Genomic DNA, 20,482 nt, shown 5'->3' with positions numbered 1-20,482 from the left:
ATGCTGACACTCATCCTCGTCACTCTGCTGGCCCTCGCCTTGCTGCTCGGCAGCGGCGTGTGGGTCGCCTTCTCGCTGATCGGCACCGGCTGGATCGTGCTGACCTTCTTCTCCACCTTCGAGACCGGCCCGATCCTGGCCTCCGATTTCTGGGGTGCCAGCTACGGCTGGGACCTGACCGCCCTGCCGATGTTCGTGTGGATGGGCGAGATCCTGTTCCGCTCCGGACTGGCCGACAACATGTTCCGCGCGCTAGCACCGTGGCTCAATCGCCTGCCGGGCCGTCTGCTGCACTCCAACATCATCGGCAGCGGTCTGTTCGCCGCCGTGTGCGGCTCCTCCGCCGCCACCTGTGCCACCGTCGGCAAGATGACGCTGCCGGAACTTGAACGTCGCGGCTACGACAGCAACCTGGCCATCGGCACCCTCGCCAGTGCCTCGACCCTCGGCCTGCTGATTCCGCCGTCGATCATGATGATCGTCTACGGCGTGGTCACCGAGCAGTCCATCTCGCGTCTGTTCATCGCCGGTGTCCTGCCGGGCATGCTGCTGCTGGCCCTGTTCATGGGCTACCTGGCGATCTGGTCGAAGGTCGTCGGTGAGCCGCAGGGCCGCGCCGGCCATGACGAGCCGCACATGGGCTTCATGGCCAAGCTACGCAACAGCGCCCAGCTGATTCCGCTGCTGGCACTGATCGGCGGCATCCTCGGCAGCATCTACGGTGGCCTGGCGTCACCCACCGAAGCGGCCGCGGTCGGCGTGGTACTGTCGCTGATCATCGCGCGCCTCAACGGCCACATGACCGCCGCTACCTTCAAGGAATCGCTGTTCGCGGCGCTGCGCACCTCGTGCATGATCGCCTTCATCATCGCCGGTGCCTCCTTCCTGTCCTCCGCGATGAGCTTCACCCAGATTCCGATGCAGCTGGCCGAAGGCATCGCCACCCTGGGGCTGTCGCCAACCATGCTGCTGGTGGTGCTGACGCTGTTCCTGCTGATCCTGGGCTGCTTCCTCGACGGCATCTCGCTGATCCTGCTGGTGACCTCCATCATCATGCCGGTCATCGAAGCCGCCGGTTTCGACCTGATCTGGTTCGGTATCTACCTGATCATCGTGGTCGAGATGTCGCAGATCACCCCGCCGGTCGGCTTCAACCTGTTCGTGATCCAGAGCCTGACCGGCAAGGACATCATCACCATCACCAAGGCGACACTGCCGTTCTTCCTGCTGATGATCTTCTCCATCGTGCTGATGCACGTCTTCCCGGAGATCGTGCTCTATCTTCCGCAGGCCATGAACAACTGATCATCTGACCCCGATGCCATGGATGGCAGCTGGTAGCGCTTCCAGACTCAGGAACCGCAGCTGTCGGCACCTCTATCGGCCGTCCCTTGCCTCAAGGGCGCCGAGCGTCACGGCAGACATACGGTGACGTGCTTGCAGACCTCCCCTCGGGGAGGTCTTTTTTATGCCGCCTGTCCAGCGCTGGCCGCTCGCAGAGCACTGCGACTAAAAGCATCGCGACGGAACGCACACACACGGCCCAGCTCCACATAGCTCAGCACACGGACACGCACACGAACATGGACACAAAAAAGCCGCCCCTTCCTTGCCGTGAGGCAGAAAGGGGCGGCTTTTCGTCAACCGACAGGCGAGGCTAGATCAGGACAGATGATCCGCCGGTGCGCTGGCCGGGGTATCGATCATCGCGTGACCTTTGCCACCACCGCCACCGCCGTGACCACCATGGCCGTGGCCATGACCGAACAGACCACAGCCACTCAGGGCCAGAGTCGCCGCGACCAGTGCAACCGGAAACAGATTTTTGATACGCATGAATCTCTCCTTCAAAGGGGGTAGAGGCTGCTGCAAGGCCTGTCAGCAAGCCCTTACTTTCCCCTTCACATTACTCTGATCGACGACCAACGTTAAACCTTCGCAGCAGCCTTCCTTTTTTACTGCACGCCTTGTACAAGAGTTGCGACATGATTGTCGTGTAATGTACTACGCCGTTTTTTCCGGCTCAGCGAGCCTTCAGGCCCCGCATATGCGCCGGTATCACCAGGCGCTCGAACAGCTCGAACAGCAGCTCGGCGCAGATGGCCAGCAATGCCGCGGGAATCGCCCCGTAAAGCACCAGATCATAGTCATTGAGCGAAAGCCCGGTGACGATCGGCTCACCCAGACCACCGGCGCCGATGAAGGCTGCCAGCGTCGCGGTGCCGATATTGATGATGGCGGCGGTCTTGATACCGGTGAGCAGATTGGGCGTCGCCAGCGGCAGGATGACGTGACGCAGCTGCTCACGACGCGTCAGGCCCATGCCACGTGCCACCTTGACCAGCAGCGGGTCCACCGTCAGCAACGCGGTGATCGCCGCTCGGATGATCGGCAGCAAGGAATAGACGAACAGCGCGATCACCGCCGGTACCACCCCGATGCCGAACAGCGGAATCATCAGTGCCAGCAGCGCGATGGAGGGGATGGTCTGCAGCAGGCCGGTGACGTAGAGCACCACCCGCGAGACCTTCGGATTGCGATAGACAAGCAGTGACAGCGGCAGGCCGACCAGACACGCCAGCAGCAGCGCGGACAGCGTCAACTGCAGGTGCTCGATCAGATTGGTGCCCAGCTTGTCCCACTTGGCACCGCTGACTTCACGCTGCTCGGTGGTGATGCCCTGCTCCTGAATGAAGCGACTGGCGACCTGGGCGAAGCTCTGCTCATCGGTGGAGACTCGGGCGTTGAGCGCCTGCATGCTGTCTTCATCGAGGCTGCCCGCCAGCTGGTTGAGCGCCGCGACGGCATCTTCCGGCAAGGCGGCATTCACGAAGGGCACCGCCAGATACTCGGGGAAGTAGCCCTTGTCATCGTCGAGCAGCACGAAGTCGAAGCGCTTGATGTCGCCCTCGGTGGAATAGGCATCGGTGGCGTCGATCTTGCTCTCGCGCAGCGCCTGATAGGCGATGCCGTGCTCGATGCCACGCGGCACCTGGGAAAGCCCGTATTCCGCGGCCAACCCCGGCCAGCCATCCGGACGCTTGATGAACTCATGCGACATCGCGACGGACAGATCCGGGTGATCAGCCATATCGCCGATGGTGCTGATGCCCAGCGACTCGGCCTGATCACGGCGCATACTGACGGCGTAGGTATTGTTGAAGCCCAGCGGTTCGAGCACGCGCAGGCCCTGCTCGCGGCTCAGCTCATCGAGCGTCTCGAGCGGAGGCACGTCATCCAGCTTGAGAATGGCGTGGGCCAGGGTGCCGGTGTATTCGGGATAGACATCCAGCTCGCCTTCCGCCAGCCCCTGATAGGTGATGATGGTCTGCCCCAGCCCCAGACGGCGCTCGACCGTGAAGCCGGCGTCCTCCAGCACCTGCGCGAAGATCTCGCCCAGCAGATGCCCTTCGCGGTCCGCCTTGGAGCCGACCACGATCGGCTTGTCCTCGGGCCATGCCGCGGCTTGCTCTTCCGCGCTGGCAAGCGGGCTGGACACCAGAGCCCCCAGACTCGCAAGCGCCAGGCCGGCGACCATCAGCGCGCCAGACAGCCCGCGGCGCGAGCGTTGCAGGAGGGGAGTCGTCATCAGCGTCTTCATGCGCGTGCCTCCAGCAGTCGGGCCACGCGCTCATCCGCTGGCGCCGTGGTGATGGTGTCGGGACTGGCGGCCTGCAGCACCACGCCGGGCGCCATCACCACCATGTGATCGGACAGGCTCAGCGCCTCGTTCATGTCGTGGGTCACCATCACCACGCTGCGCGGTTCCTCCTGCTGCATGCGCTGGAACTGGGCATGCACCTCGATGCGCGTGATCGGGTCGACCGCCGAGAAGGCCTCATCGAGCAGCAGCAACGGTGGCTCCAGCATCATGGCGCGACACAGCCCGACGCGCTGGGCCTGACCGCCGGAAATCTCGTGGGGATAGCGGGTCAGCAGCGCCATGTCGAGATCCATCATCTGGAACAGACGCGCGATACGCGCCTTGACACGCTCGGCGCTCCAGCCTTCGCGGTCAGCGAGAATGGCGACGTTGTCGCGCACGCTGAGATGGGGAAAGAGGCCGATCTGCTGGACGGCATAGCCGATGCGGCGACGCATGACCGGCAGGTTGGCGTAATCGACGGCGGCGCCGAACACCTTCACCTCGCCTTCATCCGGGCGGATCAGGCCGTTGATCAGCTGTAGCAGGGTCGATTTGCCACAGCCACTGGCACCGACCAGGGCGGTGATACGGTCACGCGGCAGTTCAAGATCAATGCCTTCAAACAGGCGCTGACCGGCAAAGCCCTTGTGCAGGCCGCTGAAGCGGACTGCCGGGGCGGTGTCATCACTCATCGAGTAGGTCCTTCTAGGCAGGTGAGCATGAGTCTGGAATGGCGGAAAGCGCTGGCGAGTCGGCGCACTTGCACACTAAAGAGTGCCGGTGACACCAGGTAGGTGACGGGAATGCTCCCCACTGACGCCCTCACGACTTCCTCAATCAACAGTGACTACAGCGTCTCAGCTTATCAAGTCACCTCGGCGATGCCGGAGCAATTTCGTTTCCTGAGCTGACTTTCTCGACTTGAGTTTCTCTACCTGACACTCCCCTTCCCGAGTCTCCCTGCTGATCGTCTGCCGCAAGCCCTGCGACCTTGGTCAAAGCTCCGCATAATGACCTTTACGTTAACGTCAACTTTGACCTAGAGTAATTTCCATCACACGCCAAGGCGGCCCCTGACGGGCGGACTTGATAAGCCGGTCGCGACAGACCGTTCGCCATCAGGTCATCACAGCCCCTGGCGGGCCATGCTCATCGCGCTTCACCGATCTACAGGATGCCAGATCATGCACAGCCTCTATTCACCGCTGGATTTCGGACTCGACGAGACACACACCCTGCTGCGTGAGCAGGTCAACGCCTTTGCCCGCGACGAGATCGCCCCGCGCGCCGCCGAGATCGATGCCAGCAATGCCTTCCCCGATGACCTGTGGCAGAAGTTCGGCGACATGGGGCTGCTTGGCATCACCGTGCCCGACGAGGACGGCGGCAGCGGCATGGGCTATCTGGCGCACTGCATCGCGATGGAAGAGATCTCGCGCGCCAGTGCCTCGGTGGCGCTCTCCTACGGCGCGCATTCCAACCTGTGCGTGAACCAGATCAAGCTCAACGGCACCGCCGAGCAGAAGGCACGTTATCTGCCGAAACTGATGAGCGGCGAGCATGTCGGCGCACTGGCGATGTCCGAACCCGGGGCCGGCTCTGATGTGGTCTCGATGCAGCTCAAGGCCGAGCTGCATCGAGACCACTACGTGCTCAACGGCAACAAGATGTGGATCACCAACGGCCCGGATGCCCACACCCTGGTGGTGTATGCGAAGACCGACCCGGACGCCGGCTCCAAGGGCATCACCGCCTTCATCATCGAGCGTGACTTCCCCGGCTTCTCCACCGCCCAGAAGCTCGACAAGCTCGGCATGCGCGGCTCCAACACCTGCGAGCTGGTCTTCCAGGATTGTCAGGTGCCGGTCGAGAACGTGCTGGGTGAGGTCAATCGTGGCGTCAAGGTGCTGATGCGCGGGCTCGATTTCGAGCGCACCGTGCTGGCCGCCGGCCCCATCGGCATCATGCAGGCCTGCATGGACATCGTGGTGCCCTACCTGCATGAGCGTCGTCAGTTCGGCCAGGCCATCGGTGAATTCCAGCTGGTGCAGGGCAAGGTCGCCGACATGTACACCACCCTCAATGCCTGCCGCGCCTATCTGTATGCGGTCGCTAATGCCTGTGATCGCGGCCAGACCTCACGCAAGGACGCCGCGGGCGTCATTCTCTACTGCGCCGAGAAGGCCACCCAGATGGCGCTGGATGCCATCCAGCTGCTTGGCGGCAACGGCTACATCAACGAGTACGCCACCGGGCGCCTGCTGCGAGACGCCAAGCTTTACGAGATCGGCGCCGGCACCAGCGAGATCCGCCGCATGCTGATCGGGCGTGAACTGTTCAACGAGAGCGCCTGATACCTCTCGTCATCCCCTACTCTTTTTCGCAACCCTTCGCCGCTGGAGCTTGCTCGATGGCCATACTGACCTCCCTGATCAATCCGCGCAGTGACCAGTTCCGCGCCAATGAAGCAGCGATGCAGGCCGAGGTCGATCGCCTGCACCAGCTGCTGGAGACCGTCGCGGCCGGTGGCGGTGACAAGGCGCGTGAACGTCACGAGTCGCGCGGCAAGCTGTTCGTGCGCGAACGCATCGACCACCTGATCGATGAAGGCTCGCCCTTCCTCGAACTCTCCGCGCTGGCGGCCCACGACGTCTACGACAGCCCCGTCCCCGGCGCGGGCCTGGTCACCGGCATCGGCCGCGTCAGCGGCGTGGAGTGCGTCATTGTCGCCAACGACGCCACCGTCAAGGGCGGCACCTACTTCCCGATGACGGCCAAGAAGCATCTGCGCGCCCAGGAAATCGCCCGCAAGCATCGCCTGCCCTGTCTCTATCTGGTCGATTCCGGTGGCGCGCATCTGCCCCACCAGGACGAGGTCTTCCCGGACCGCGACCACTTCGGCCGCATCTTCTACAACCAGGCCACGCTGTCTGCCGAGGGTATCCCGCAGATCGCCGTGGTGATGGGCTCATGTACCGCAGGCGGCGCTTATGTGCCGGCGATGGCGGACGAATCCATCATCGTGCGCGAGCAAGGCACCATCTTCCTGGCGGGGCCGCCGCTGGTGAAGGCCGCCACCGGTGAGGACATCAGCGCCGAGGCGCTGGGCGGCGCCGAGGTGCACTGCAAGATCAGCGGCGTGGCCGACCATCTGGCCGACAACGACGCCCATGCCCTGCAGCTGGCTCGCCGCGCCGTGTCGCGCCTCAACTGGCAACGCAAGGGCCAGCTCGCGCTGCGCGAATCGCGTCCGCCACGCCTGGACCCGCAGGAGCTCTACGGCATCGTCGGTACCGATCTCAAGAAACCCTACGACGTGCGCGAGGTGATCGGCCGCCTGGTGGATGACTCGGACTTCGACGAGTTCAAGCGCGAGTACGGCGAGACGCTGGTCACCGGCTTCGCGCATCTGCATGGCCATCCGGTCGGCATCCTTGCCAACAATGGCGTGCTGTTCTCGGAAAGCGCCCTCAAGGGCGCGCACTTCATCGAGCTGTGCACCCAGCGCCGGATTCCACTGATCTTTCTGCAGAACATCACCGGTTTCATGGTCGGCTCGCGCTACGAGCACGAAGGCATCGCCAAGCACGGCGCCAAGCTGGTGGCGGCGGTGGCCTGCGCCAGGGTACCCAAGTTCACGGTGCTGATCGGTGGCAGTTTCGGCGCGGGCAACTACGGCATGTGCGGGCGCGCCTATGACCCCAACCTGCTGTTCATGTGGCCCAACTCACGCATCTCGGTGATGGGCGGCGAGCAGGCCGCCAACGTACTGGCACAGGTCAAGCGCGACCAGCATGCCCGCGAGGGGCGCGAGTGGCCCGCCGAGGAAGAGGAGGCCTTCAAGGCGCCGGTACGCGAGCAGTACGAGCGTCAGGGCCATCCGACCTATGCCAGTGCGCGCCTGTGGGATGACGGTGTGATCGACCCGCTGCAGACCCGCGACATCCTCGGCCTGTCACTGGCCGCGGCCATGAATGCCGAGATCGAGGACAGTCGCTTCGGTGTGCTTCGCATGTAACCCGTCAAGCGCTACAACAATGCTTGTAACCTGTACTGAATGCCGATAGTCATCTTCAAGCTAACAGAATGGAAGAAAGCACGATGACAGAGCCTCGCCAATCGAGTCGACTCGAGATAGATCAACACGGCGTCGCCCGCCTCACCCTGCTGCGCCCCGAGGTACACAACGCCTTCGATGATCTGCTGATTGCGGAGCTGAATCAGCATCTAGAGAGCCTGCACGCCAGGGCGAGCCGCGATGAAGTGCGTGTGGTGGTACTGGCCTCCGAAGGCAAGAGCTTCTCGGCCGGCGCCGATCTCAAGTGGATGCAGCGCATGGTCGAGTATTCGCTGGAAGATAACCTCGCCGACTCACGCGAGCTTGCGCGACTGATGCAGCTGCTCGATGAGCTGCCCTGCCCCAGCGTGTGTCGTGTCCAGGGCGCCACCTTCGGCGGTGCCGTCGGCCTGGCGGCCTGCTGCGACATCGTGTTTGCCGCCGAGCGGGCGCGCTTCTGTCTCTCCGAAGTACGCATCGGGCTGGCACCGGCTGCCATCAGCCCCTACGTGCAGCGCGCCATCGGCTCACGCCATATGCGCCGGTATGCCCTCAGCGCCGAGGTGATCGACAGTGCCACCGCGCAGCGCATCGGCCTGGTCCACGAGACCTGCCCCGATGAGCTGCTGGAGGCGCGCATCACGGAGATGGTGCAGACCCTGCTCGCCACCTCGCCTGCCGCCAGTCGCGCCACCAAGGCGCTGCTCAGCGAAGTGGCTCAGGCCCCAGCCAGCGCCGCGACCCGTGAACGCTGCTGCGAGGTGATCAGCCAGCTGCGCGTCAGCGAACAGGGCCAGGCCGGACTGGCCGCCTTCTTCGCCGGCACGCCGGCGCCCTGGGTGCCGACCGAGAACCAAAAAACCGAGACGTCTAAGCCCTCATGAACACCAGAGACTTGAAGCCGCTGGCAGCATGTCGACGCTCTCGGCGCTGGTCATCACTCTCGGCCATCCACCTGGGCCATGCCTGCCGGATTTTTTCTTAAGAGCTTTTCTCTTCCGAACTCTCCTACTCCTGATTCCCCTTGCCACCTTCGCCACAGGACGCTTGCCATGAACGCCAACCGCGAGACAGACCAGACCCTCCCCGCCGGTTGCGGCGAGATCCGCAAGCTGCTGGTCGCCAACCGGGGTGAGATCGCCGTACGCGTGATGCGCACCGCTCGCGCGATGGGCATCCAGACAGTGGCGGTCTACTCCGATGCCGACGCCGATGCCCTGCATGTGCGCGAGGCCGACGAGGCCGTGCGTCTCGGCCCCGCCAGCGCCCGCGAAAGCTATCTGGATATCAAAAAGGTGATCGCTGCCGCACGCAAAAGCGGTGCCGATGCCGTGCATCCCGGCTATGGCTTCCTGTCCGAGAACGCCGCCTTCGTCAGCGCGCTGGCCGAGACCGGCATCATCTTCGTTGGCCCGCCCCAGAGCGCGATCGCCGACATGGGCGACAAGTCGGCCGCCAAGATGCGCATGCAGGCGGCCAATGTACCGCTGGTGCCCGGCTACCACGGCGAGGACCAGCAGGATGAGCTGCTGCAGGCCGAAGCGGACCGCATGGGCTATCCGGTGCTGATCAAGGCCTGCGCCGGCGGTGGCGGCAAGGGCATGCGCGTGGTCGAGAACGCACGGGAATTTGCGGCGGCGCTGGCCAGCTGTCGCCGTGAATCCCGCGCCGCCTTCGGCGATGAGCGCATGCTGATCGAGAAATACCTGACCCAGCCGCGCCACGTCGAAGTCCAGGTGTTCTGCGACAGCTACGGCAGCGGTGTCTATCTGTTCGAGCGCGATTGCAGTGTCCAGCGTCGCCACCAGAAGGTGCTGGAAGAGGCGCCCGCGCCGGGGCTGACGCCGTCGCTGCGCCGTGAGATGGGCGAGGCCGCCGTGCGGGCAGCGCGCGAGATCGGCTATGTGGGTGCCGGCACCATCGAGTTTCTGCTCGACGTGCCGCAACCGGGCAGCGAAAGCCACGGCGCTTTCTACTTCATGGAGATGAACACCCGCCTGCAGGTCGAGCACCCGGTCACCGAGATGATCACCGGCGAAGACCTCGTCGAATGGCAACTGCGCATCGCGCGGGGCGAGCGCCTGCCGCGCCAGCAGGATGAGCTGACGTTGACCGGCCACAGCTTCGAGGCGCGCCTCTACGCCGAAGACCCGGACAACGACTTCCTGCCCGCCACCGGTGTGCTGGAACGCTTCCGGCTGGATCTGGCAGGGGGCGGGCTGACCGCCCGGCAGGTACGCCTGGACAGCGGCGTCGCCGAGGGCGATGAAGTCTCGATGCATTACGACCCGATGCTGGCCAAGCTGATCAGCTACGGGCCGACTCGTGAACAGGCCCTCGAGACGCTGCTGCGCGCGCTGGCTGCGCTGGAAGTGCGCGGCGTCACCACCAACCGCGCCTTCCTGTCCCGCCTGGCGGGCCATGCTGACTTCCGCGCCGCCGAGCTGGATACCCGCTTCATCGAGCGCCATCACGACAGCCTGTTCCCCAGCGCGACGCTGGATCACGACAGCCTCGCGGCCAGTGCCTTGCTGGCGCTCTCGCGCCTGAATGAGCAAGCCAGCCACGCATCACATTCGAGCCGCACATCACATTCGCGCCAAGCGCCCGGCACCAGCCCGTGGGAGCGCCGCGATGGCTGGCGCAATGGCCTGCCACACCAGGTACGCCTGGCGCTGTGTCTGCCCGCTGACGCCGATGCCGATGAGCGCAGCGACAAGGTGGCGCATATCATCGCGCGCCGCCCCGTAACGCATGCCTCCCTGGCGAATACGCACACCTCAAATACGTCATCGATGAGCGATTCGCGCGGCGACTGGCAGATTGAAGTGACCACTCACTGCGGAGATGAAAGACAGACTACGAAGCATCTCGGCCGACTCACTCGCCTTGAAGGCAACGCCATCGCCGTGACGCTGGATGGCTATCGTCGTCGTTTCCAGGCAAGCCACGCGCCGGCGCGCGGCGGTGAGGTGCTGGTGCTATCGTCAGCGCAGCACAGCCAGTCCGGCAGCACTCCACAGGGGGAATCACGCCTGCTGTGGCGGCGTGCCGATGCCGTGGACCACGCGCGTCACGAGACCCAGGCGACCCTGAATGCGCCGATGAATGGCACCGTGGTCGCCCAGCTGGTCGCGCCGGGCAGCCATGTCCCGCAGGGCACGCCCCTGATGGTGATGGAGGCGATGAAGATGGAGCACACCCTCAATGCCCCCGCCGATGGCGAGGTCGCCCAGTTCCACTTCTCGGCCGGTGACAGCGTGGTCCAGGGCGATGTGCTGCTCGAATTCACGGCCGCGCAGGCCGCGGCGGACAAGGTCGAGTCGGACAAGGAGTAGTCAGCATGCACTTTCCCCGCAAGGTACGCATCGTCGAGGTCGGCGCGCGCGACGGACTGCAGAACGAGTCGGTGCCCGTCGCGACCGCCACCAAGCTTGAGTTGATCCGGCGCCTGAGCGACAGCGGTCTTGCGCATGTCGAGGCCGCCAGCTTCGTCTCGCCCAGGTGGGTGCCGCAGATGGCCGATCACCGCGAGATCATGCTGGCGCTACGCGACAGGCCTGCCAAGTCAGCGACCACTTACTCCGCCCTCACGCCCAACATGAAGGGGCTTGAGGCGGCGCTTGAGTGTGGTGTGCGCGAGGTGGCCGTGTTCGGCTCGGCCAGCGAGTCCTTCTCGCAGCGCAACATCAACTGCTCGATCGCCGAATCGCTTGAGCGCTTTGCGCCAGTGGTGGAACACGCCCTCAAGGCCGGCGTGCGTGTGCGCGGCTATGTGTCCTGCGTGCTCGGCTGCCCCTATGAAGGCGAGATAGCCCCCGCCGAGGTGGCCGCCGTCGCTCGCGAGCTCAAGGCCATGGGCTGCTACGAGGTGTCGCTGGGCGACACCATCGGCGTCGGCACGCCGCTCAAGGCCAAGCACATGCTGGAGCAGGTCAGTCGCGAGGTGCCGATCACGCAGCTCGCCGCCCACTTCCACGACACCTACGGCCAGGCGCTCGCCAACCTCTACGCCGTGCTGGAAGAAGGCATCGCGGTGATCGACAGCTCCGTGGCGGGCCTGGGCGGCTGCCCCTACGCCAAGGGCGCCTCGGGCAATGTCGCCAGTGAAGATGTGCTCTATCTGCTTGAGGGCATGGGCATCGAGACGGGGGTGGATCTGGCAGCGCTGGCCCGCACCGGTGACTGGATCAGCCGCACGCTTGGCCGACCCAATGGCTCACGTGTCGGTCAGGCACTGATGGCCGGCGGCTGATTGCGACCAAGGGCCGCACCGGATGGTGGCTGTCGGGGAATCGGTGTAGGCTTGCCGCCGTTCGCGCACCGCTTGAGCCCGATGCGCGCCTTCCAACACCATGTCTCCGCCTGAGTCTTTGCCCATCGACGTGTCGGGTGAAGCAGGAGACAGCTTTCAGGACACCGTGATGAGCGCCCTCCCGAACTGCCCGGCCTGCAATTCCGAATTCACCTACGACGACGGCATGCAGTACGTCTGCCCTGAATGTGCCCATGAGTGGTCCAAGGAAGCCGCCGTCGAGGAAGCCGGCCCGGTATTCCGCGATGCCAACGGCAACGAGCTGGTCGATGGCGACACCGTCACCGTCATCAAGGACCTGAAGATCAAGGGCACCTCCTCCGTCGTCAAGGTCGGCACCAAGGTCAAGAACATCCGCCTGGTGGATGGCGATCACGACATCGACTGCAAGATCGATGGCGTCGGCCCGATGAAGCTCAAGTCGATCTTCGTCAAGAAAGCCTGATCGATCCGCTCGCCTGACACGACGATGCCCCGCCTGCGCTCTGTGCGCGACGGGGCATCGTCGTTTGCGGACTGTCGTTTTCGGACTATCGTTTCCAGCCCGCCATTTCCGGCTTGCCGAGGCGCCTTGTTCAGTCCGCTTTGACTAGCCCTGGCCCGCACCAATACGCTCCAGTCCTCTCAAGCACGCTCCAGCCCACCACCCCAGCAAGTGCTCACTCACTCCTCAGGCGACGTCTTGTCGAGCGGCGTGACCTTGGACAGGCGTATGCGGCGCTGACCGCCGACCTCGAATTCAAAGCGGCCACTCACCTGGACCTCGCGCCCGATATAGGCACCGATGCGCTCCGGTGGCAGCAGTTCCAGGCGCTGCTGTCCTTCGCCTTCCAGCCAGTAGCGGTTGGGCACGTCTTCGCTGCGCACCCTGCCCTGCACGGCCACCTGCTCGCCCTGCCAGGCCTCGGAGTGTTCCAGCAGCGTCGCCACGCTGGTAGGGCGCGGGCCATTGACGCCATCGCATCCCGTTGTGGCCATCAGCATCACCGCCACGGCCACCATCGCCAGCCAGTGTTGCATCCCCTTGTTCATCTTCATTCCTCGCGCGACTGATACTTCATCGGGGGCTACCCGCTCGCTCATTCACTCGCTTGCGGCTTGAGGGGACTCGGGCAACGGCCCGGCAGTCGAGTTCCTCGCCCCGCACGTCGAATGGCGATATCTCGTGGTCACCCAGACGCACCTGACGCCTGACGTGGACTCATGCACAGTCTGACAGCTGCCACGCGAGGCGATAACTCCCTGACCAATAGAATCAGCCATCAGGATCAGTCCTCAACGCAGGCCGTGAGGCGCCGCGCCACCCGCCAGCCCCATCACGACTCTGAGGCCTGTCATGCTGAGGCATGGTCGCCGCGCGGTGTCTGCGGGTACCGCCCTTGTCTCGCGCGCCCGCCGCACCTATATCATTGCCCGCAGGGGCACACCGCGCCATCGACGAAGCATGTGTGAAGCGCTTCGTCATATCGCCCTGCCGGCACCTCATCAGGAGAATCACATGAAGACAGCCAAGGTGGCCTATATCACCGGCGGTGCTCAAGGCATCGGCCGCGGCATCAGCGACTACCTGCTCGCCCACGGCTGGCGCGTGGCCGTGGCGGATATCGATGCCGAGGCAGGCCAGCAATATCGAGAGATGAAGAAGCGACAGGCGAGCGGGCTCACAGAGGAGCCTGCAGCGCCGTCGGAGGAGCTTGCACAACGCTCGGGAGCGCCGCCTGGTGAGCAGCCCGCAGAAGACATCGGCGAGCGCCTGCGCGTCTTCACGCTGGATGTGCGTGACGAGAAATCCGTGGCCGCCAGCATCGCGGCTACCTGGGAAGCCTTCGGGCGGCTGGACGCGGTGATCAACAATGCCGCGATCGCTGATCCCTTCCAGGGCAAGCTCGAAGAGTTGTCACTCGAGCGCTGGCATCAGGTACTCGACACCAGCCTGACCAGCAGCTTCCTGACCGCCAAGCATGCGGCGCGTCATCTGCGCGAAACTGGCGGTAGCATCGTCAATCTGGCCTCCAGCCGCGCGCTGCAGTCCGAGCCGCACAGCGAAGCCTACGCCGCCAGCAAGGGCGGTATCGTCGCCCTCACCCACGCCATGGCGATGAGCCTCGGGCCGGAGATTCGCGTCAATGCGGTCAGCCCGGGCTGGATCGACGTCAGCGCCCTGCAGAAAAGCGGCGAGGCTGAATCGCTGAGTGACGAAGACCATGCCCAGCACCCCGTCGGGCGCGTCGGCCATGTCGATGACATCGCCGCGCTGGTGGCCTTCCTGATCTCGGACAAGGCCGGCTTCATCACCGGCCAGAATCATGTCGTCGATGGCGGCATGACGCGCAAGATGGTTTACGTCGACTGATACGACAACGCCGACTGAGACGACAAGGCCGACCGAGACGACAAGGCCGACTGAAACGACAACGCCTGACGCGATTGCACGTCAGGCGTTGTCAGTTCTTGAGCTGCGTCCGGGTTTCCCTGAACGCTCAACTGCGGACTTCTCTCGCGCGGGCCGTGGTCATACCGCGTGCGGTGCCAGCCACTGCTTGAGCTGACCGGCCTGCATCACGCCTGATTCGCGCGCCAGCTCCTTGCCCTGCTTCATCACCAGCAGCGTCGGAATGCTGCGGATGCCGAAACGACCGGCCAGCGCCTGCTGGGCTTCGGTGTCGATCTTGGCGAAACGCACACGGGTGCCCATCTGTGCGGCGACCTCATTGAAGATCGGCCCCATCATCTTGCACGGGCCACACCAGCTGGCCCAGAAGTCGATGACCACCGGCATTTCACTGCGCACCACCAGGGCCTCGAAGTTGTCGCTGGTCAGTTCCAGCGGCTCCTTGGGCAGCACGGCGGCGCTGCACTTGCCGCAGCTGGGGTTGTCATCCAGACGCGCGGTGGCCACACGATTGAGAGCGAGACATTGCGGACAGGCCAGCACGAGGGATTCAGACATGATCGGACTCCAGAGAAATGGGGATGCGGCGCGCCACGTGACGGTCAACCGTCAGACGCGTACCGATAAGCGCAGATCATACGACTCGTGGGCCAGGAAGCAATTGAGCCACCTTATCGCCCTGATTGGCTGGCTGTATGAGCCCGCCTGATCTGAACACTCGCCTGACCTGAACGAACTGAACGACCCCCTGCCCTCAACCTGAAGGGCCCCGCCAGTCACGGCGGGGCCCTTCGCGCTTGAGCACACCCAAGCGTCGGTCAGATGCTGGCCAGCCCGAACTTGATGCACAGCGTCACCAGCACCAGCAGGAAGAGGGTTTCCACCACCATCAGGATCACCGGCTTCCAGCCCACCACCGCCAGCTTCTGGAACGATGTCTTGACGCCCAGCGCGGCAATCGCCGCCACCAGACACCAGCGCGACAGATCCGTGAAGCCTTCCACGGCGACACTCGGCACCCAGCCGAGGCTGTTGATCAGCACCAGTGCCACGAAGGCGATCAGGAAGGTGGGGAACATCGGCACCTTGCCGCCCTCATCACCATTGGCCTGGCGCGCACTGCGGAACAGCAGCATGAAGACCATCACCGCCGGCACCAGCATCGCCACCCGCAGCAGCTTGACGAAGGTCGAGACGTCCCCGGTGTGCTCGGAAATGATGTAGCCCGCGCCCACCACCTGAGCCACGTCATGGATGGTGCCGCCGAGGAAGATGCCGGCCTCGGCATCATCCAGCCCCAGCAGCCTGACGATCAGCGGATAGGTGATCATCGCCACGGTCGAGAGGGTCGTCACCCCGACCACGGTCATGATGGTGTGGCGCTCGCTGGTGGCGTTGCGCGGCATCACCGCCGACAGCGCCAGTGCCGCCGAGGCACCGCAGATGGCCACCGAGCCACCGGTCAATAGCCCCATGTCGCGGTCCAGCCCCATCACGCGGGCCAGCAGCGCGCCGAACAGGATGGTCGCCACCACCCCGAGCACCACCGTGATCACCGGGCCGAGGCCGAGACTCGCGACCTGCTCCAGCGTGATGCGCACGCCCAGCAGGGCCACGCCGAGGCGCAGTACCGTCTTGGAGGCGAACTCGATGCCCGCCTTGCACGGCCCCTCCTCGGAGAGAAAGTGCAGCGACATGCCGAACAGCAGCGCATAGAGCAGCGTCGGGCCGCCGTAATGATCGGCGATGAAGGTGGTCGCCAGCGCGATGATGATGCAGATCAACAGGCCCGGCATGATGGTGCGCACGCGCCCTTCCAGGGTCCGCCACAGGCTGGTGGGCGGGGTGGGTGTGTCGTGCAGTGATGAACTGTTGTCAGTGGCCACGCGGATTCCTCTTGAAGACCAGCAAGCGGTGACGGGCAAGCTGCCCCGCCGCGATGTGTCGTTCAGGCACGAAGGCCTGCTAGCTGGCCTGGGCCATGTTCACCTGGGCGGCCTTGATCATGTCGGCGGCCTTCTCGGCGATCATGATGGTCGGCGCATTGGTATTGCCGGACACGATCACCGGCATGATCGAGGCATCCACCACGCGCAAGCCGTGCAGGCCATGGACACGCAGCTCGTCATCCACCACCGCCAGCGCATCGTGGCCCATCTTGCAGGTGCCCGCCGGGTGATAGATGGTCTGGCTGAACTGACGCGCGGCTTCCAGCAACTCCTCATCGCTCTGGTAGTGCGCGCCCGGCACGTACTCTTCGCTGATCACCGAGGCCAGCGGCGCTGCCTGGGCGATACGCCGCGCCACCTTGATGGCATCGACCACCACGCGGCGGTCTTCCTCGGCGCTGAGATAGTTGGGCTGGATGGAAGGATAGATGCTGGCGTCGGCGCTGGTGATGCGCACCTGGCCGCGACTGTGCGGGCGCAGCTGGCACACCGAGGACGTGAACGCCGAGAACGGATGCACGCCATCGGCGGGCTTGTCGGCACTCAGCGGCTGCATGTGGAACTGGATATCAGGGCGCGTCAGCCCCTCGCGCGACTGGGTAAAGGCGCACACCTGACTGGCCGCCAGCGTCAGCGGCCCGGTACGCGTGAAGAGGTACTGGGTGCCGACCGCCAGCTTCTTGAGCGGATGACGCACCTCGTCATTGAGGGTGCGGCACTGGGTCTTGAACACCAGCCGTACCTGCAGGTGGTCCTGCAGGTTTTCCCCGACCCCCGGCAGCGCGTGCAGGCATTCGACGCCGACACTGGCCAGATGCTCGGGCTCACCGATACCGGAGCACTGCAGAATCTGCGGGCTGCCGATGGCGCCGCTGGACAGCAGCACCTCGCGCTCGGCGCGTGCCGTGTGGATCGTGCCCTTCACCTCGTACTCGACTCCCACCGCACGCTTGCCTTCCAGCAACACGCGGCGACAGTGCGCATGCTTGACCAGCGTCAGATTGCTGCGCGTGAGCGCCGGGCGCAGGAAAGCCCTGGCCGTGCTGCAGCGCAGGCCCTTGTAGGTGGTCTGCTGGAAATAGCCGACCCCTTCCTGGCGCTCGCCATTGACGTCCTGGTTGAGCGGAATCCCCGCCTCCACCGCCGCCTCGATGAAGCGCTCGGCGATCTCGCGCTTCAGGCGAAGGTCAGAGACATGCAGCGGCCCATCGGTGCCGTGCCATTGGTTGGCGCCGCGCGCCTGACACTCCGACTTGCGGAAGTACGGCAGCACTGACGCGTAGTCCCACCCCTGATTGCCCGCGGCCGCCCAGTCGTCGTAGTCCTCGTGCTGGCCACGGATATACAGCAGCCCATTGAGCGAGCTGGAACCGCCCAGCACCTTGCCCCGCGGCCACTGCAGCCGACGACCATTGATGCCCTTGTCAGGGTCGGTGAGATAGCACCAGTCGGTGGCCGGGTTATGCATCGTCTTGAAATAACCGACCGGCACATGAATCCACGGATTCCAGTCCGAGCCGCCGGCTTCCAGCAGCAAGACCTTGATGGAGGGGTCTTCGGTTAGACGATTGGCTAGCACGCAACCGGCTGAACCCGCTCCGATCACGATGTAGTCATAGGCGGCTGATGCGTCGGCATTGGCGTAACGTGTTGTTTTCATTATTTTATATACCATATCGAGACATATTGTCTCATAATCATGGTATCAAAATCGGGATTCGTCAAATACGAAACGTATTGTCTCAATATCTTTGCCAAAGCTGAAAAAGTGCCCTACATTGAGATTTGAAACGCCGGTAACGGTACTTTTCGTCTCGTTATACGACCAACTATGTAAGACAAACTAGTGAGAACGACACAGACCGCCATCAATGGCAGTCACCAGAGAGGCCAGAAGCAGGGCTCATGGGCTCTGGAGACGTGTTTGAGGAGAGCCTGAAGAGGGCTTGAAGAGAATTTGAAGAGACTTTGGAGTGGCTTTGAAGAAATAGCGGATATGTCTGACAAGCGCTCCAGCACTCTCTGAAGAGACACTCTCTGAAGAGACACGATCTGAACAGACACTCGCTGAACAGGCACTGCGAAAACGCCTGACAAATAAAGACGGGCATATAAGGACAGCAAATAAGGACGGATAAACAAGCACTTGGCTAAAGAAGTGAACAACGAACGGCTTGCCAGACAAACAGCGGAAGCAAGCCCCGCACCGCAAGATCCATAACAACGCCAACACAGGGCGAGTGATACGACATCACTTCCCGGCCGCCAGGCCTGCATCCCACCACAAAAGCAAACACAATACCGGGAGCACTACCATGCCATCGCCACTCAGCAAGCTGTCACGCCGTGACTTCCTCGACATCTCGGGTCGCTTCGGTCTGACCTCGACCCTGCTGGCCGCCACCGGCCTCGGCGCAGGTCTCACCGCGTCCACGCTGGCGCGCGCCGCCGACCAGGAGCAGCAGAAACGCTACAAGACAGCGCCCAAGTTCCAGCTGCGCTTCGGTGCCTCGGGCTTCAATGAGCGCAATCTCGATATCCAGAAATCCGGTCAGCTGTTCTTCGCGCGTGACCTGGAAGAGCGCACCAACGGCGCCATCCGCGTCGAGTTCATGGGCAGCAACGAGGTCTGCAACCAGCTGGACTGCGTCGGCAAGACCCAGCAGGGCATCGTCGATATCTACTCGGCCTCCACCCAGAATTCCTCGGGCAGCGCGCCGTATCTGAACGTGCTCGATTTCGCCTACCTGTTCCCCACTGTCGCCTCGATGTTCCACTTCTTCTATCACAAGAAGAGTGAGCAGCTGCTGCGCGAACCGCTGCGCCAGCGCCACAACCTGCAGTTCCTGTTCACCCACTGTGACCTGCGCGGCATCATGCTCGGCCTCAAGTGGCAGGACAAACCGCTGGTCACCAGCATCGATGATCTCAAGGGCACCAAGAATCGCGTCACCGGCACCCAGATGGGACGCATCGCGATGGAGCAGCTGGGCCTGAACCCGGTGCCGGTCGCCTGGGAAGAGACCCTCGATGGCCTGCGTCAGGGCCTGCTGGATGGCGCCGAGACCTGGATGAGCGCCGTGGCCTACGCCGGCATGGCACCGGTGGTGTCCCAGGCGGTCGACCTGCGCTTCTTCGCCGGTACCGAACACACCGGCATGAGCCTGCCCAAGTTCGACAGCCTCGGTTCCGAACTGCAGGACCAGGTGATGGAGTCCGCCTACTGCGCGCAGATCTTCACCCAGGGCATGAACGAGGCCGGGCGCTTCGAGATCGTCGGTGCCACCGAGCACCCCGCCGCCGGCACCGTCTTCGCCGAGAACAACGTGCGCGTGGCGCCGCTGTCGGACGCCGAACGCTCACGCGCCGAGCAGATGTGCTCGCCGGAATTCAATCCCGAGCCGTGGGAGCAGTGGCGCGAACGCCTCAACAAGTGGTCCGGCGGTCTCGATATCTATCAGGAAATCCATGATGTCGCGCGCGAGATTCCGCGTGATGTCGCCGCCGTCAACGTCAAGCCGCAGCGCTGGTGGAGGGGGTAATGGGCGATACCACCATCTTCAGCCAACCGTCGAAGCAACCTGCCATCAAGAAGGCCGCGCCCTGGGCGCGTCCCTTCCTGTGGCTGGATGCCCATCTGGAACAGGTCGTCATCCTGATCGCCTATTCCGGCATGGCCGGCATCATCTTCGTCGAAGTCATCCGGCGCTTCTTCTTCGGCCTGCAGGCCCCCTGGAGCACCAGCATTCCCGTGCTGCTGTTTCTGTGGCTGACCTGGTTCGGCGCCTCGCTCAACGTCAAGAAGCGCACCCACCTGAGCCTCAACGAGATCCGCATGAAGCTGCCGCGCGGTGGCCAGTTCGCCTGCCTGATCCTCGATGCCGTGCTGTGGATCGGCTTCGGGCTGATGGTGATCTACTTCACCACCACCCAGGTGACGCTGGCCTACGACAACTACGCCATCGTGCCGGGCACCGACAACGTCATGCAGTGGTGGTTCTACCTCGCCACGCCGCTGGCGTGGGTGATGATCATCTATCGCGTACTGCAGAACCTCTACGCCGACTGGGCGCGCTATCGCCGCGGCGATTCCTTCAACCTGCAACCGTCCATCATGGACTGA

General features: G+C 63.9%; 17 protein-coding genes. 10 read left to right on the top strand and 7 right to left on the bottom strand.

What is annotated here, in order from left to right:
* Entirely contained in the window at positions 1-1,305 is a 1,305-nt protein-coding gene (locus QD280_RS11635; protein ID WP_043331336.1) for a TRAP transporter large permease subunit, read from the top strand.
* Between the two features lie 357 nt (positions 1,306-1,662).
* Here the strand turns inward: QD280_RS11635 and QD280_RS11630 are convergent, their stop codons facing one another.
* The 3 genes from QD280_RS11630 to QD280_RS11620 all read right to left on the bottom strand — a co-directional run bounded on the left by QD280_RS11630 (position 1,663) and on the right by QD280_RS11620 (position 4,338).
* A complete protein-coding gene (locus tag QD280_RS11630) occupies positions 1,663-1,836 on the bottom strand; it encodes a hypothetical protein (protein ID WP_279839338.1) in 174 nt (57 codons plus the stop codon).
* A 187-nt stretch (positions 1,837-2,023) separates the two neighbouring features.
* Positions 2,024-3,589, bottom strand: coding sequence for a glycine betaine ABC transporter substrate-binding protein (locus QD280_RS11625; RefSeq protein WP_279839336.1), 1,566 nt, complete (start codon positions 3,587-3,589; stop codon positions 2,024-2,026).
* An 8-nt stretch (positions 3,590-3,597) separates the two neighbouring features.
* A complete protein-coding gene (locus tag QD280_RS11620) occupies positions 3,598-4,338 on the bottom strand; it encodes an ATP-binding cassette domain-containing protein (RefSeq protein WP_153636301.1) in 741 nt (246 codons plus the stop codon).
* A gap of 492 nt (positions 4,339-4,830) precedes the next feature.
* Between QD280_RS11620 and QD280_RS11615 the strand changes: the two genes are divergently transcribed.
* The 6 genes from QD280_RS11615 (at position 4,831) to QD280_RS11590 (ending at position 12,463) form a co-directional block, all read left to right on the top strand.
* Positions 4,831-6,000, top strand: a complete 1,170-nt coding sequence (locus tag QD280_RS11615; protein ID WP_279839335.1) for an isovaleryl-CoA dehydrogenase — start codon at positions 4,831-4,833, stop codon at positions 5,998-6,000.
* A 56-nt stretch (positions 6,001-6,056) separates the two neighbouring features.
* On the top strand, positions 6,057-7,664 hold the full coding sequence (locus QD280_RS11610) for a carboxyl transferase domain-containing protein (protein WP_054555514.1): 1,608 nt from the start codon (positions 6,057-6,059) through the stop codon (positions 7,662-7,664).
* Between the two features lie 83 nt (positions 7,665-7,747).
* Positions 7,748-8,587, top strand: a complete 840-nt coding sequence (locus tag QD280_RS11605; protein ID WP_279839334.1) for an enoyl-CoA hydratase-related protein — start codon at positions 7,748-7,750, stop codon at positions 8,585-8,587.
* Between the two features lie 168 nt (positions 8,588-8,755).
* Entirely contained in the window at positions 8,756-11,041 is a 2,286-nt protein-coding gene (locus tag QD280_RS11600) for an acetyl/propionyl/methylcrotonyl-CoA carboxylase subunit alpha (protein ID WP_279839331.1), read from the top strand.
* Positions 11,042-11,046: 5 nt separating this feature from the next.
* Entirely contained in the window at positions 11,047-11,958 is a 912-nt protein-coding gene (locus QD280_RS11595) for a hydroxymethylglutaryl-CoA lyase (protein ID WP_279839329.1), read from the top strand.
* Positions 11,959-12,127: 169 nt separating this feature from the next.
* Positions 12,128-12,463 carry a zinc ribbon domain-containing protein YjdM gene (locus QD280_RS11590; protein WP_043331342.1) on the top strand — a complete coding sequence of 112 codons (336 nt, stop codon included), beginning with the start codon at positions 12,128-12,130 and terminating at the stop codon, positions 12,461-12,463.
* A gap of 218 nt (positions 12,464-12,681) precedes the next feature.
* Here the strand turns inward: QD280_RS11590 and QD280_RS11585 are convergent, their stop codons facing one another.
* Positions 12,682-13,050: a hypothetical protein gene (locus QD280_RS11585; RefSeq protein ID WP_043331343.1), complete on the bottom strand. Its 369-nt coding sequence runs from the start codon at positions 13,048-13,050 to the stop codon at positions 12,682-12,684.
* 466 nt (positions 13,051-13,516) lie between these two features.
* Between QD280_RS11585 and QD280_RS11580 the strand changes: the two genes are divergently transcribed.
* On the top strand, positions 13,517-14,371 hold the full coding sequence (locus tag QD280_RS11580; RefSeq protein ID WP_279839327.1) for an SDR family oxidoreductase: 855 nt from the start codon (positions 13,517-13,519) through the stop codon (positions 14,369-14,371).
* A gap of 159 nt (positions 14,372-14,530) precedes the next feature.
* Here QD280_RS11580 and trxC read toward each other — a convergent pair whose 3' ends face one another.
* The 3 genes from trxC to QD280_RS11565 all read right to left on the bottom strand — a co-directional run bounded on the left by trxC (position 14,531) and on the right by QD280_RS11565 (position 18,019).
* On the bottom strand, positions 14,531-14,968 hold the full coding sequence (gene trxC, locus QD280_RS11575) for a thioredoxin TrxC (protein ID WP_043331344.1): 438 nt from the start codon (positions 14,966-14,968) through the stop codon (positions 14,531-14,533).
* Between the two features lie 260 nt (positions 14,969-15,228).
* Positions 15,229-16,296 (bottom strand): YeiH family protein, encoded by a 1,068-nt coding sequence (locus tag QD280_RS11570; protein ID WP_225347067.1) that lies wholly within the window; start codon positions 16,294-16,296, stop codon positions 15,229-15,231.
* Positions 16,297-16,375: 79 nt separating this feature from the next.
* The gene (locus QD280_RS11565) at positions 16,376-18,019 is read right to left on the bottom strand and encodes a choline dehydrogenase (protein WP_153636308.1); all 1,644 of its coding nucleotides are present in this window, start codon (positions 18,017-18,019) and stop codon (positions 16,376-16,378) included.
* 655 nt (positions 18,020-18,674) lie between these two features.
* Here QD280_RS11565 and dctP point away from each other — a divergent pair.
* Complete coding sequence (gene dctP / locus QD280_RS11560) at positions 18,675-19,901, top strand: TRAP transporter substrate-binding protein DctP (RefSeq protein ID WP_172978708.1); 1,227 nt, start codon at positions 18,675-18,677, stop codon at positions 19,899-19,901.
* A complete protein-coding gene (locus QD280_RS11555; protein WP_279839324.1) occupies positions 19,901-20,482 on the top strand; it encodes a TRAP transporter small permease in 582 nt (193 codons plus the stop codon). Before dctP ends, QD280_RS11555 begins: the two co-directional genes overlap by 1 nt.

It is taken from the genome of Cobetia sp. 1AS1 (assembly GCF_029846435.1).
Classification (GTDB): domain Bacteria; phylum Pseudomonadota; class Gammaproteobacteria; order Pseudomonadales; family Halomonadaceae; genus Cobetia; species Cobetia amphilecti.
The sequence above is the reverse complement of the archived record's forward strand: the minus strand, read 5'-3'. Positions and strand labels throughout refer to the sequence as shown.

Excerpts from the sequence above, each read along its gene's own strand:
- dctP (WP_172978708.1), top strand. The coding sequence starts at position 18,675 with ATGCCATCGCCACTCAGCAAGCTGTCACGCCGTGACTTCCTCGACATC.
- QD280_RS11585 (WP_043331343.1), bottom strand. The coding sequence starts at position 13,050 with ATGAACAAGGGGATGCAACACTGGCTGGCGATGGTGGCCGTGGCGGTG.
- trxC (WP_043331344.1), bottom strand. The coding sequence starts at position 14,968 with ATGTCTGAATCCCTCGTGCTGGCCTGTCCGCAATGTCTCGCTCTCAAT.
- QD280_RS11610 (WP_054555514.1), top strand. The coding sequence starts at position 6,057 with ATGGCCATACTGACCTCCCTGATCAATCCGCGCAGTGACCAGTTCCGC.
- QD280_RS11555 (WP_279839324.1), top strand. The coding sequence starts at position 19,901 with ATGGGCGATACCACCATCTTCAGCCAACCGTCGAAGCAACCTGCCATC.
- QD280_RS11600 (WP_279839331.1), top strand. The coding sequence starts at position 8,756 with ATGAACGCCAACCGCGAGACAGACCAGACCCTCCCCGCCGGTTGCGGC.
- QD280_RS11595 (WP_279839329.1), top strand. The coding sequence starts at position 11,047 with ATGCACTTTCCCCGCAAGGTACGCATCGTCGAGGTCGGCGCGCGCGAC.
- QD280_RS11615 (WP_279839335.1), top strand. The coding sequence starts at position 4,831 with ATGCACAGCCTCTATTCACCGCTGGATTTCGGACTCGACGAGACACAC.
- QD280_RS11580 (WP_279839327.1), top strand. The coding sequence starts at position 13,517 with ATGAAGACAGCCAAGGTGGCCTATATCACCGGCGGTGCTCAAGGCATC.
- QD280_RS11630 (WP_279839338.1), bottom strand. The coding sequence starts at position 1,836 with ATGCGTATCAAAAATCTGTTTCCGGTTGCACTGGTCGCGGCGACTCTG.
- QD280_RS11590 (WP_043331342.1), top strand. The coding sequence starts at position 12,128 with ATGAGCGCCCTCCCGAACTGCCCGGCCTGCAATTCCGAATTCACCTAC.
- QD280_RS11605 (WP_279839334.1), top strand. The coding sequence starts at position 7,748 with ATGACAGAGCCTCGCCAATCGAGTCGACTCGAGATAGATCAACACGGC.
- QD280_RS11565 (WP_153636308.1), bottom strand. The coding sequence starts at position 18,019 with ATGAAAACAACACGTTACGCCAATGCCGACGCATCAGCCGCCTATGAC.
- QD280_RS11635 (WP_043331336.1), top strand. The coding sequence starts at position 1 with ATGCTGACACTCATCCTCGTCACTCTGCTGGCCCTCGCCTTGCTGCTC.
- QD280_RS11620 (WP_153636301.1), bottom strand. The coding sequence starts at position 4,338 with ATGAGTGATGACACCGCCCCGGCAGTCCGCTTCAGCGGCCTGCACAAG.
- QD280_RS11625 (WP_279839336.1), bottom strand. The coding sequence starts at position 3,589 with ATGACGACTCCCCTCCTGCAACGCTCGCGCCGCGGGCTGTCTGGCGCG.